The organism is Endothiovibrio diazotrophicus (genome assembly GCF_054657215.1).
Genome location: NZ_BAAHXB010000014.1, coordinates 36,364 through 48,906 on the forward strand (window position 1 = coordinate 36,364; position 12,543 = coordinate 48,906).

The window sequence follows — 12,543 nt, forward strand, 5'->3', positions numbered from 1 at the left end:
CCGGTATCCGTCCGTTCCCATGTTCAAACGGCTTCGCGAAGATGTCTGCTGCGTGTTCGAGCGCGACCCCTCGGCGCGCAACACCTTCGAGATCCTGACCACCTTCCCGGGCGTCCACGCCGTGCTCTTCCACCGCTTCAGCCACGCCCTATGGTGTTGGGGGTTGAAGTGGCTCGCCCGCGTCCTCTCCACATTCGCCCGCTGGGTCACCGGCATCGAGATCCACCCCGGGGCGCGGATCGGCCGGCGCTTCTTCATCGACCACGGCATGGGGGTGGTGATCGGCGAGACCGCGGAGATCGGTGACGACTGCACCCTCTATCACGGCGTGACCCTCGGCGGCACCAGTTGGAACAAGGGTAAGCGCCATCCCACCCTGGGCAACGGGGTGGTGATCGGCGCGGGGGCCAAGGTGCTTGGGCCGATCACCCTGGGAGACAACAGCCGGGTCGGCTCCAATGCGGTGGTATTGAAGGACGTGCCGGAGGGGGCGACGGTGGTGGGTGTCCCCGGCCGGGTGGTGGGTAAGCGCCCCGAAGTGCCGGCCCACCGCAAGGCGTTCGCCGAGCGGATCGGCTTCGACGCCTACGGCATGAGCCGCGACATGCCCGACCCGGTGGCCCACGCGATCAACTGCATGCTCGACCACATCCACAAGATGGATGAGCGGATGGAGGAGATGTGCGGCACCCTCAAACAGCTGGGGGTGAGCATCGAAGACCTCGACCTGCCGGAGCTGGAGGCCTGCGAGATCGTCACCGGGGACGATCTGTCGGGCGAGCGGCTCGACTCGGCGGAGGAGGGCGAGAGGAATGAGGCGGAGGACGGGAAAAATACTTGACCATTTTTCTCGGATATGTTTTAGTTTCAATTGTATTCACACGGGTGGGATGACGCAATGAGGCTCACGACAAAAGGGCGCTACGCCGTAACGGCGATGTTGGATCTGGCGCTGCACTACACCGATGGCCCGATCACGCTGGCCGACATCTCCGAACGGCAGGGGATCTCCCTTTCCTACCTGGAGCAGCTCTTCTCCCGGCTGCGCAAGCGCGGGCTGGTGGATAGTGCGCGGGGCCCCGGCGGCGGCTACCGGCTGAGCCGTTCGGCCCACGAGATCGCGGTGGCGGAGGTGATCACCGCGGTGGACGAGAGCGTGGACGTGCGCAAGTGCGGCGGGCTCGGCAACTGTCTGGAGGATCGGCCCTGCCTGACCCACGAGCTGTGGACCGATCTGAGTCAGCAGATCCACGATTTCCTCAACGGCATCAGTCTCGGCGACCTGATGGATCGCAAACGCGATCTGCGTGACGAAGACGGGATCCCGGCCCGTGCCGAGGGCAGCGCGGGCGAGCGCATGGCGACTACCTAGTTCGCTGCCTGTTACCGATGCCGGTCTATCTGGACCACAACGCCACCACGCCGCTCGACGAGCGGGTGATGGAGGCGATGCGCCCCTTCCTCGGACGCACCCACGGCAACCCTTCCAGCGTCCACCGCTACGGACGGCTCGTCCGCGGTGCCGTGGACCGGGCGCGGGAGCGGGTGGCGGCGCTGGTCGGGGCCCACCCCTCCCAGGTGCTCTTCACCGGCGGCGGAACCGAGGCCAACAACCTTGCCTTGAAGGGGGTGTTGCGGTCGGGGGAGGGGCTGGCGGTGAGCCGCGTCGAGCACGCCTCGGTGATCGCCCCGGCACAAGCGCTGGCCCGCCACGGCCATCCCCTCGGCTGGGTCGAGGTGGACTGCGAGGGGCGGTTCGACCTGGCGAGCCTGGAGGAGGCGCTGGCGGCGCGGCCGAGGCTGGTCTCGCTGATGCTGGCCAACAACGAGGTCGGCACCCTGCAGGAGCTCGCGCCGCTCGCCGAGCGGGTCATCGCGGCGGGGGCTTGGCTGCATACTGACGCGGTCCAAGCCTGCGGAAAGATTGTGGTTGATTTCGCCGCCGGCGGCGCCCACCTGATGAGCATGTCGGCCCACAAGTTCGGCGGGCCTCAGGGGGTCGGGGCGCTGGTGGTGGACAAGCGATTGGAGATCGAGCCCCTGGTCCACGGCGGCGGTCAGGAGCGGGGGCTGCGCGGCGGCACCGAGAACGTCGCCGGGCTGGTGGGCTTCGGCAAGGCGGCCGAGCTGGCGAAGGGCGAGTTGGCCGAGCGGGCCGTCCGGATGGGGCGGTTGCGCGACCGCCTGGAGGTGGGACTGGCGGCGATCGGCGGGGTCACCCGCTTCGCCGCCGGTGCCGAGCGGTTGCCGAACACGGTGATGTTCGCCGCCCCGGGGATCGACGGCGAGACCCTGCTGATGAGTCTCGACCGCCTCGGGGTGGCCCTCTCCAGCGGCTCCGCCTGCTCCTCCGGCTCCACCGAGCCGAGCCATGTCTTGACCGCCATGGGAGTGGCGCGGGAGACCGCCCTCGGCGCGGTGCGGGCCAGTTTCGGGCCGAACACCGAAGAGGCCGAGGTCGATCAGCTCCTGGCCGCCCTGCAACAGGTTCTCGTGTCGCCGCGTTAGCGGCGGCACGGTGCAAACGATCAACATCCTGAGATGGAGATGTGAATGATGAAATTGCCGATCTACCTCGACTACTCGGCCACCACTCCGGTCGATCCGCGGGTGGCGGAGAAGATGATGGAGTGTCTGACCCTGGAGGGCAACTTCGGCAATCCGGCGTCGCGCTCCCACACCTTCGGCTGGGCCGCGGACGAGGCGGTGACCGTCGCCCGCCGGCAGGTGGCCGAGCTGATCAACGCCGACCCGAAGGAGATCGTCTTCACCTCCGGGGCGACCGAATCGGACAACCTGGCGATCAAGGGCGCCGCCCACTTCTTCCACAAGCAGGGCAAGCACATCGTCACCTGCAAGACCGAGCACAAGGCGGTCCTCGACACCTGCCGCCACTTGGAGGGCGAGGGTTTCGAGGTGACCTATCTCGATCCCGAGCCCAACGGCCTGATCGATCTCGCCAAGCTGGAGGCGGCGCTGCGCGAGGACACCGTGCTGGTCTCGATCATGCACGTCAACAACGAGATCGGGGTGATCCAGGATATCGCCGCCATCGGCGAGCTGACCCGCGCGCGCAAGATCCTCTTTCACGTCGACGCCGCGCAGAGCGCCGGCAAGGTGCCGCTCGACGTGCAGACCCTAAAGGTGGACCTGATCTCCTTCTCCGCCCACAAGATCTACGGCCCCAAGGGGATCGGCGCCCTCTACGTGCGGCGCAAGCCGCGTGCCCGCCTGGAGGCGCAGATGCACGGCGGCGGCCACGAGCGCGGTTTCCGCTCCGGCACCCTGGCGACCCACCAGATCGTCGGCATGGGCGAGGCGTTCCGCCTCGCCAGGGAGGAGATGGCGAGCGAGAACGAACGGGTGGTGACCCTGCGCAACAAGCTGTGGGACGGCATCAAGGACATGGAGGAGGTCTACCTCAACGGCGACCTGGAGCAGCGGGTTGCGGGCAATCTCAACGTCAGTTTCAACTACGTCGAGGGTGAGTCGCTGATCATGGCGCTGAAGGACATCGCGGTCTCCTCCGGCTCCGCCTGCACCTCGGCGAGTCTGGAGCCCTCCTATGTGCTGCGCGCCATCGGCCGTCCCGACGAACTGGCCCACAGCTCGATCCGCTTCACCATCGGCCGTTTCACCACCGCCGAGGAGATCGACTACACCGTCGAGCTGATCCGCAGGCAGGTGAGCAAGCTGCGCGACCTCTCGCCGCTGTGGGAGATGTTCAAGGACGGGGTCGACATCTCCAAGGTGCAGTGGGCGGCGCACTGACGCGGGCGAGCAGGGAGCGGTGAGCGGTTTGGGCGCTTCGCGCCGGGTCATTTACTGAATCGAACGCGGCCCGATCGACAACGGGCGAGAGGAGTACATAGCATGTCTTACAGCGACAAGGTCATCGACCACTACGAGAACCCCCGCAACGTCGGCACCCTGGACAAGGAGGCGACCGACGTCGGCACCGGCATGGTCGGCGCCCCCGCCTGCGGCGACGTGATGAAGCTGCAGATCAAGGTCAACGAGCAGGGGGTGATCGAGGACGCCAAGTTCAAGACCTACGGCTGCGGTTCGGCGATCGCCTCCAGCTCCCTGGTCACCGAGTGGGTGAAGGGCAAGACCCTCGACCAGGCCCGCGAGATCAAGAATCAGGACATCGCCGACGAGCTGGCGCTACCGCCGGTGAAGATCCACTGCTCGGTGCTCGCCGAAGACGCGATCAAGGCGGCCATCGAGGACTATCAGTCGAAGCGTAAATAGGAGGAGCCGACCATGGGCATCACCATGACCGATCAGGCCGCCGAACGGGTGAAGGCGTTTCTGGACAACCGCGGCAAGGGGCTCGGCCTGCGCCTCGGGGTGAAGACCTCCGGCTGTTCCGGGATGGCCTACGTGCTGGAGTTCGTCGACGAGCTGAACGAGGACGACGAGGTGTTCGAGGATCACGGCGTCAAGGTGATCGTCGACGCCAAGAGCATGGTCTACCTCGACGGCACCGAGCTGGACTACGGCAAGGAGGGGCTCAACGAGGGGTTCAAGTTCAACAACCCCAACGCCAAGGCCGCCTGCGGCTGCGGCGAGTCCTTCTCCGTGTAACAGAAGAAAAGATTTGTCCGCAAATGATAAGAAAATGAACGCAAATAAAAGCGCTTCCGCCTTCGGCGCGGAACGCGAAGAAGTCTTCCTCTTATTTGCGTTCATTTTCTTATCATTTGCGGACAATTCTTCTTCTTCAGGAATTTCCCCGTGGATCTGAAACAGAACTACTTCGAGCTGTTCGGGCTGGCGGAGGTCTTCGCGGTCGACAAGGAGGCGTTGGCGGCGCGCTATCGTGAACTCCAGGCGGAGACCCACCCCGACCGTTTCGCCAGCGCCTCCGGCCAGGAGAAGCGCATCGCCCAGCAGCGGGCGAGCCTGGTCAACGACGCCTTCGCGACCCTCAAGTCGTCCCAGCGCCGCGCCCGCTACCTGCTGGAGTTGCGCGGCGTGCCGGTGGACGAGCGCCGTCAACTGCCGCCGGCGTTCCTGATCGAGCAGATGGAGCTCCGCGAGGGGCTGGAGGGGGCGCGTGGCGCCGACGACCCGATGGAGACGGTGGAAGAGGTGCTCGCCGAGGTGCGGCGGGCGCTGAAGGGGATGGATACCGAGCTCGGCGAGGCGTTCGCCGATGGCGGCGTCGAGGCCCTGGAGCACGCCGCCGGGATCACCCTGAAGATGCAGTTCTTCCTCAAGCTGGAAGAGGACGCGCTGAAGCTCGAAGAGGAGTTTTATTGAAGAGTTGTCCGCAAATGAACGCGAATGAACGCGAATGGAAGAGAAGATTGCGTTCCTCGGGTGGGCGTTCGCGGGCAATCGAGGAATCGGGGGAAGAGGGGCACGGGTAGGGCGGATTAGCGTTAGCGTAATCCGCCGGGAACGGGGGTGCCGTCGCTGGAAACCGTTTCGAATTGGCGGATTACGCTGGCGCTAATCCACCCTACGCGGGAAGTGCCCCCCCGAGCCAGGACAAGGATTTCTGCTCATAATTATTCGCGTTCATTCGCGTTCATTTGCGGAAAACAAACGATTTCAAAGGCCTATCGATGTCGCTGCTACAGATCGCCGAACCCGGCCAGTCGGCCGCCCCTCACCAGCACCGCCTGGCGGCGGGGATCGACCTCGGGACCACCAACTCCCTGGTCGCCACCGTTCGCTCCGGCAAGGCCGAGACCCTGCCCGACGGCGAGGGGCGCCACATCCTCCCCTCGGCGGTGCGCTACCTCGGCGGTGCCACGCCGGTGGTGGGCTTCGAGGCGAAGGCCGCCTGCACCGCCGACCCGCTCAACACCATCTGCTCGGTGAAGCGTTTCATGGGGCGCGGGGTGGCCGACGTCAAGCACCTCGGCGGGCGGCTGCCCTACGACTTCGTCGAGACCAGCTCGGCGGTGCCGCGGATCCGCACCGCCGCCGGTGACGTCAGCCCGATCGAGGTCTCCGCCGAGATCCTGCGCTGCCTCAAGTGCCGTGCCGAGCTGAGCCTCGGCGGCGAGCTGACCGGGGTGGTGATCACCGTTCCCGCCTATTTCGACGACGCCCAGCGCCAGGCCACCAAGGACGCCGCGCGGGTCGCCGGCCTCAATGTGCTGCGCCTGCTCAACGAGCCCACGGCGGCGGCGGTGGCCTATGGACTGGATCGCGCCCCGGAGGGGGTGCACGTGGTCTACGACCTGGGCGGCGGCACCTTCGACGTCTCGATCCTGCGTCTCCACCGCGGGGTCTTCGAGGTGCTGGCCACCGCCGGCGACTCCGCCCTCGGCGGCGACGATTTCGATCGCAACGTGGCCCAGTGGATCATGGACCAGGCCGGTATCGAGGAGGATACCGATCATGCCCAGGTACGCCGTCTGATGCGCGAGGCGTGTGCCGCCAAGGAGGCGTTGACCGACAACGAGACCACCGAGATCAAGCTGGAGCTGGCGGATGGCGCCCATTGGCAGGGGACGCTTACCCGCGAGCAGTTCCACGAACTGGTCGATCCGTTGATCAAGAAGACCATCGCCCCCTGCCGCCGGGCGCTGCGCGACGCCGGTCTCGACGCCGACGAGGTGCAGGACGTGGTGATGGTCGGCGGCTCCACCCGGGTGCCGCGGGTGCGCGAGCTGGTGAGCGAGTTTTTCGGCCGCGAGGTGCTGGTCGACATCGACCCCGACCGGGTGGTGGCGATCGGTGCGGCGGTGCAGGCGGATATCCTCGCCGGCAACAAGCCCGACGACGAGATGCTGCTGCTCGACGTCATTCCGCTGTCACTGGGCATCGAGACCATGGGCGAGCTGGTGGAGAAGATCATCCCGCGCAACACCACCCTGCCGGTGGCCCGCGCCCAGGACTTCACCACCTTCAAGGACGGTCAGACGGCGATGGCGGTCCACGTGGTGCAGGGCGAGCGTGACATGGTCAGCGCCTGCCGCTCCCTCGGGCGCTTCGAGCTGCGCGGCATCCCGCCGATGGCCGCCGGCGTGGCGCGCATCCGCGTCACCTATCAGGTGGATGCCGACGGGCTGCTCAGCGTCAACGCCCAGGAGCAGATCTCCGGGGTCCACGCCTCGATCGAGATCAAGCCCTCCTACGGCCTCACCGACTCGGAAGTGGAGCAGATGCTGCGCGACTCGATCGCCCACGCCCACGACGACCTCGACGCCCGTCGCCTGGCGGAGCAGCGGGTCGAGGGCAAGCGGGTGGTGGAGGCGCTGATGTCGGCGCTGGCCGCCGACGGCGACCTGCTCGACCGCGAGGAGCGGGCCCATCTGGACAAGCAGCTGGCCGAGCTGATCGCCGCGGTGGAGGCGAGCGACGCCATCGGCATTCGTTCGGCCATCGAGACCGCCGAGCGCGAGGCGGAGACCTTCGTCTCCCGGCGCATGGACGCCGGCATCAAAAAGGCGCTGGCCGGCCATAAGGTCGATGAGTTCAAATGAGATCCCCTGTAGGAGCGGCCCCGAGGCCGCGATGGCGCCCTTACCGATAACCACCGAAAATCTCCTTGGCCCCGCTGCCTCGGCTCATCGCGGCCTGGGGGCCGCTCCTACGGACACCCAATCAGGAACTGAATATGACCCAGGTAATCATCCTGCCCCACGACGAGCTCTGCCCGGAGGGGGCGGTGCTGGAGGTGGCGCCCGGCACCACCCTGTGCGACGCGATGCTCGCCAATGACATCGAGATCGAGCACGCCTGCGAGAAGTCCTGCGCCTGCACCACCTGCCACGTCTACGTGCGTGAGGGGCTCGACTCCCTGGCGGAGTCCTCCGAGGAGGAGGACGACATGCTCGACAAGGCGTGGGGCCTGGAACCGGACTCCCGCCTCAGTTGTCAGACGGTGGTGACCGAGGCCGAGCTGGTGGTGGAGATCCCCAAGTACACCATCAACATGGTCTCCGAACACCGTGGGTAGAGCATATGAAGAGCGGCCACGGAGCCACGGAGGGCACGGAGCAGACCGATTTTACCGCTCCGTGTTCTCCGTGGCTCCGTGGCAAAATCCGACGCCGTCTGTCACACCCTGTCCGGAGGATTGAATCATGGCACTGAAGTGGACCGATACCCTGGAGATCGCCATCCAGCTGGAAGAGGCGCACCCCGAGGTGGAGCCGCGCGCCGTCCGCTTCACCGATCTGATGGATTGGGTGCTGGCACTGCCCGAGTTCGACGACCACCCCGACCATTGCGGTGAGCGGATCCTGGAGGCGATCCAGATGGCGTGGATCGAGGAGCGGGAGTGACGGTCGTCGGTCCGGCGGGCGCCGCCGTTGCCTGAAATGAGCCGCGGGCGGTAGAATGCCCGCCTCCCGAACGACGCAAAGCCCGCGCCTCGCCGCGGGTTTTCTCCATCCGGCCCGGCTGATTCGATATTCCCTTGATTTATCTGACAGGCTTCCGTATTAACGACGCGTTTGGAGCGTATTCGCGTTCCTTGGACGAACCGGGCGGCGTGATGGTGCGAGCCCCAACCGAGCTGGTGAGCTGAACCGTGAGTGTCGACAGGATCAATCTGCTGAACCTCGATCGCCCGGCGATGGAGGCCTTCTTCGCCGAACTGGGCGAGCGGCCTTTCCGCGCCACCCAGGTGATGAAGTGGATCTACCACCGCGGGGTGGACGATTTCGAGCGGATGACCGACCTCGGCAAGGGGCTGCGCGAGCAACTGGCGGTGCGTGCCGAGGTGGGTTTGCCCGAGGTGGTGGCGGACCAGCCCTCCGCCGACGGCTCGCGCAAATGGGCGCTGCGCCTGGCCGACGGCAACACCATCGAGACGGTCTTCATCCCCGACGGCCAGCGTGGCACGCTGTGCGTCTCCAGCCAGGTGGGCTGCACCCTGGCCTGCACCTTCTGCTCCACCGCCCGTCAGGGGTTCAACCGCAACCTCACCGCCGCCGAGATCGTCGGCCAGGTGGTGGTGGCCCAGCGGCTGGTCGGCCTGCCCGAGCACCCCGGCGACCACGTCATCACCAACGTGGTGATGATGGGCATGGGCGAGCCGCTGCTCAACCTGGAGCAGGTGATCCCCGCCATGGAGGTGATGCAGGAGGACAACGCCTTCGGCATCTCCAAGCGCCGGGTCACCCTCAGCACCGCCGGGGTGGTGCCGGCCATCGACCGGTTGCGCGAGCACTCCGAGGTCTCGCTGGCGGTCTCGCTGCACGCCCCCGACGACGCCCTGCGCGACCGGTTGGTGCCGCTCAACCGCAAATACCCGATCGAGGAGCTGCTCGCCGCCTGCCGCCGCTACCTGGAGGGCAAGCCGCACCGCCGGATCACCTTCGAATACACCATGCTGGCCGACGTCAACGACTCCCCCGAGCACGCCCGCCGGCTGCTCAAGCTGATGCGCAGCGTCCCCTCCAAGGTCAACCTGATCCCTTTCAACGTCTTTCCCGGTTCACCCTACCAGGGCTCCAGCCGACCGGTGATCGACCGCTTTCGCGACATCCTGGTGCAGAGTGGGGTGACTACCATCACCCGCAAGACCCGCGGCGACGACATCGATGCCGCCTGCGGCCAACTGGTCGGAAGGGTGCAGGACCGCACCCGCCGCAGCGAGCGCTTCGCCGTCCGTGGGGTGGGCGCGTGAAGCGGCTGCTGCTCCCCCTGCTGTTGTCGGCGCTGCTGGTGGGCTGCCAGACCCGGGGGGGAGATGGCGGTGTCCGCCCCCTCGACTCGGTCACGCCCCGCGACTACAGCGATAGCCCCGGCATGGCCAACGTCCAGCTGGGGATCGCCTACCTGCGCAAGGGTAATCTGGAGCGCGCCCTCAACAAGCTGCGCAAGGCGGTGGAGCAGGACCCCGACCTGCCTGCCGCGCACAATGCCCTCGGCCTGCTCTACGAACGGCTCGGCGAAACGGAGCGGGCGGAGGAGCACTACCGGCGTGCCGCCAACCTCGATCGCGGTGACTCCATGGCGCAGAACAACTACGGCCAGTTCCTGTGCAAGCAGGGGCGCTTCGAGGAGGGCGAGCAGCGCTTCCTCCAGGCCCTGGCCAACCCGCTCTACCGCACCCCCGAGGTGGCCTACGCCAACGCCGGCCTCTGCCTGCGCAAGGCGGGCGACGGGGAGAAGGCGGAGGAGTACCTGCGCAAGGCCCTGCAGATCGCCCCCACCTACGCACAGGCCCTGCTGGAGATGGCGCGGATCAGCGTCGAGCGCCAGGAGTTCCTCCAGGCCCGCGCCTTCCTCCAGCGCTATCTGGCGGTGGAGAAGCAGAGCGCCGAGACCCTCTGGCTGGGCATCCTCACCGAGCGGGCGCTGGGTGACCGGGATGCCGTTGCCAGCTACCAGTTGCGACTGAAGAATCAATTTCCCCAATCGGAAGAGGCCCGTCTGATGCGACGGATGGAGGACCATGAACGCTAACGCCGTAAATCAGGAGTCGTCGATGGAGGCTGCCGAGATGGGTGCCGGGACGGTGGGACCGGGGTGGGTGCTGCGTCAGGAGCGCGAGCGGATGAACCTCGACGTGCTGTCGGCGGCCAACCGGCTCAACCTGCACCGAAACGTCATCGAGGCGCTGGAGGCGGACGACTTCGCCTCCCTTCCCGAGGCGATCTTCGTGCGCGGATATCTGCGCAACTACGCCCGCCTGCTCGGCCTCGACGCCGAGGCGATGATCACCCGCTACGAGGAGGCCTCCGGCGTCTCGCCGTTGAAGACCACGGCGGCCCAGAGCGATCGGCTGCGCGGGGTCGGCGAACGGGGCTCAAGTGGCAGCGGAGGGGGCGCCGGGTGGCTGGTGGTGGTGGTGCTGTTGCTCGGGTTGGCCGGAGGCGGTCTGGTCTGGTGGCAGCAACAGCAAGCCGGTAACGGTGGGGCAATGCCCATCGCCGATACCTCCTCTCCCGCCGATCCCGCGGTGGTCGGCGAGGGGGATGGCGCGGCGGCGTGGAACGGTCCTGCTGCCGGCGCCCTGCCGGAAGTGGGGGAACCGCCGCCGGCTGCCGCGGAGGTGGCCGCGGAGGACGATGCCGCCGCGATCGAGCCGCCTCCGGCCGAGGAGGAGCCTGCCGCCGTAGAGGTGCCGCCGACGGGGACGACCCCCGCGGCGGAGGCGGCGGTCGAGCCAGCGGAACCGCAGGCCGCCGCCGACCGTGCCCAGCCTGCCGACGCTGGTCGCACCCGATTGGTGGTCCGCTTCAGCCAGGATTGCTGGAGCCAGGTGGTCGACAGCGAGGGGACCAAGCTGCTGTTCCGCATCGCCAAGGCGGGGGAGACCGCGACCGTGGACGGGGTGCCGCCGATCAAGGCGCTGTTCGGTCGGGCCAATGCCGTCACCCTGGAGGTGGATGGGTCGCCCTTCGATCTCGCCCCTTACACCCAGGCCAACATCGCCAAGCTGACCATCGGCGAGATCGACCCCGAGGCGGACGCGGCCGCTGCCGCCGGTCGCTGATCCCGCCCGCCGATCCCGCCCGGAGCGATCCCATGCATGCAGAGAGTCCGATCCGCCGCCGCCGCTCGCGCCAGATCCGCGTCGGCGACGTGGCGGTGGGCGGCGATGCGCCGATCAGCGTGCAGAGCATGACCAACACCGACACCTGCGACGTGGCCGCCACGGTGGCCCAGGTGCAGGCGCTGGAGCGGGCCGGTGCCGACATCGTGCGCGTCTCGGTGCCCTCCATGGAGGCGGCCGAGGCGTTCGGCGAGATCAAGAAGCAGTGCCGGGTACCGCTGGTCACCGACATCCACTTCGACTACCGGATCGCCCTGCGGGTCGCCGAGCTGGGGGCCGACTGCCTGCGCATCAACCCCGGCAACATCGGCCGTGAGGAGCGGATCGCGGCGGTGATCCAGTCCGCCAAGGACCACGGCATCCCGATCCGCATCGGGGTCAACGCCGGCTCCCTGGAGAAGGAGCTGCTGAAGAGCTACGGCGAGCCCACCGCCGATGCCCTGGTGGAGTCCGCCCTGCGCCACATCGAGATCCTCGACCGCCACGACTTCCCCGACTTCAAGGTGAGCCTGAAGGCCTCCGAGGTGTTCATGACCGTGGAGGCGTACCGCAAGCTCGCCGGCCAGATCGAGCAGCCGCTGCACCTCGGCATCACCGAGGCGGGGGGGCTGCGCTCCGGTTCGGTGAAGTCCGCCGTCGGCCTCGGCCTGATGCTCTACGAGGGGATCGGCGACACCCTGCGGGTGTCGCTCGCCGCCGATCCGGTGGAGGAGATCAAGGTCGGCTTCGAGATCCTCAAGAGCCTGCGGCTGCGCGCCAAGGGGATCAACCTGATCGCCTGTCCCACCTGCTCGCGCCAGGAGTTCGACGTGATCGGCACGGTGAACGCCCTGGAGGAGCGGCTGGAGGACGTGCTGGAGCCGCTCGACGTGGCGGTGATCGGCTGCGTGGTCAACGGTCCCGGCGAGGCGCGCGAGGCCAGCGTCGGCCTCACCGGCGGCTCCCCCTGCCTGCTCTACGTCGACGGCAAGCCGGACCACAAGGTGAAGGACAACGCGCAGATCGTCGACGAGCTGGAACAGGCGATCCGCGCCCAACTGAAAGGTAATGCCCCGGCATAGAACGGC

General features: G+C 67.4%; 14 protein-coding genes. All 14 read left to right on the forward strand.

Annotated features, from left to right (window positions below):
- Positions 1-19 precede the first annotated feature (19 nt).
- The 14 genes from cysE (at position 20) to ispG (ending at position 12,537) form a co-directional block, all read left to right on the forward strand.
- Positions 20-841: a serine O-acetyltransferase gene (gene cysE / locus ACYQ2W_RS05970; protein ID WP_459864228.1), complete on the forward strand. Its 822-nt coding sequence runs from the start codon at positions 20-22 to the stop codon at positions 839-841.
- A gap of 57 nt (positions 842-898) precedes the next feature.
- The gene (gene iscR, locus ACYQ2W_RS05975) at positions 899-1,372 is read left to right on the forward strand and encodes a Fe-S cluster assembly transcriptional regulator IscR (RefSeq protein WP_459864230.1); all 474 of its coding nucleotides are present in this window, start codon (positions 899-901) and stop codon (positions 1,370-1,372) included.
- A gap of 17 nt (positions 1,373-1,389) precedes the next feature.
- A complete protein-coding gene (locus tag ACYQ2W_RS05980; protein WP_459864232.1) occupies positions 1,390-2,508 on the forward strand; it encodes a cysteine desulfurase family protein in 1,119 nt (372 codons plus the stop codon).
- Positions 2,509-2,556: 48 nt separating this feature from the next.
- Entirely contained in the window at positions 2,557-3,771 is a 1,215-nt protein-coding gene (locus tag ACYQ2W_RS05985) for an IscS subfamily cysteine desulfurase (protein ID WP_459864234.1), read from the forward strand.
- Positions 3,772-3,873: 102 nt separating this feature from the next.
- On the forward strand, positions 3,874-4,254 hold the full coding sequence (gene iscU / locus ACYQ2W_RS05990) for a Fe-S cluster assembly scaffold IscU (protein WP_459864236.1): 381 nt from the start codon (positions 3,874-3,876) through the stop codon (positions 4,252-4,254).
- A 12-nt stretch (positions 4,255-4,266) separates the two neighbouring features.
- Positions 4,267-4,590, forward strand: a complete 324-nt coding sequence (gene iscA / locus ACYQ2W_RS05995) for an iron-sulfur cluster assembly protein IscA (RefSeq protein ID WP_459864238.1) — start codon at positions 4,267-4,269, stop codon at positions 4,588-4,590.
- A 150-nt stretch (positions 4,591-4,740) separates the two neighbouring features.
- Positions 4,741-5,268 carry a Fe-S protein assembly co-chaperone HscB gene (gene hscB, locus ACYQ2W_RS06000; protein WP_459864240.1) on the forward strand — a complete coding sequence of 176 codons (528 nt, stop codon included), beginning with the start codon at positions 4,741-4,743 and terminating at the stop codon, positions 5,266-5,268.
- 308 nt (positions 5,269-5,576) lie between these two features.
- Complete coding sequence (hscA, locus tag ACYQ2W_RS06005; RefSeq protein WP_459864242.1) at positions 5,577-7,448, forward strand: Fe-S protein assembly chaperone HscA; 1,872 nt, start codon at positions 5,577-5,579, stop codon at positions 7,446-7,448.
- Between the two features lie 134 nt (positions 7,449-7,582).
- A complete protein-coding gene (gene fdx / locus ACYQ2W_RS06010) occupies positions 7,583-7,924 on the forward strand; it encodes an ISC system 2Fe-2S type ferredoxin (protein ID WP_459864244.1) in 342 nt (113 codons plus the stop codon).
- A 133-nt stretch (positions 7,925-8,057) separates the two neighbouring features.
- Entirely contained in the window at positions 8,058-8,252 is a 195-nt protein-coding gene (gene iscX, locus ACYQ2W_RS06015; protein WP_459864305.1) for a Fe-S cluster assembly protein IscX, read from the forward strand.
- Between the two features lie 248 nt (positions 8,253-8,500).
- A complete protein-coding gene (gene rlmN, locus ACYQ2W_RS06020; protein ID WP_459864246.1) occupies positions 8,501-9,601 on the forward strand; it encodes a dual-specificity RNA methyltransferase RlmN in 1,101 nt (366 codons plus the stop codon).
- Complete coding sequence (gene pilW / locus ACYQ2W_RS06025) at positions 9,598-10,383, forward strand: type IV pilus biogenesis/stability protein PilW (protein ID WP_459864248.1); 786 nt, start codon at positions 9,598-9,600, stop codon at positions 10,381-10,383. The genes rlmN and pilW overlap by 4 nt, the downstream gene beginning before the upstream one ends.
- Positions 10,373-11,416, forward strand: coding sequence for a RodZ domain-containing protein (locus tag ACYQ2W_RS06030; RefSeq protein WP_459864250.1), 1,044 nt, complete (start codon positions 10,373-10,375; stop codon positions 11,414-11,416). The genes pilW and ACYQ2W_RS06030 overlap by 11 nt, the downstream gene beginning before the upstream one ends.
- 32 nt (positions 11,417-11,448) lie before the next feature.
- A complete protein-coding gene (gene ispG, locus ACYQ2W_RS06035) occupies positions 11,449-12,537 on the forward strand; it encodes a flavodoxin-dependent (E)-4-hydroxy-3-methylbut-2-enyl-diphosphate synthase (protein ID WP_459864253.1) in 1,089 nt (362 codons plus the stop codon).
- Positions 12,538-12,543: the final 6 nt, after the last annotated feature.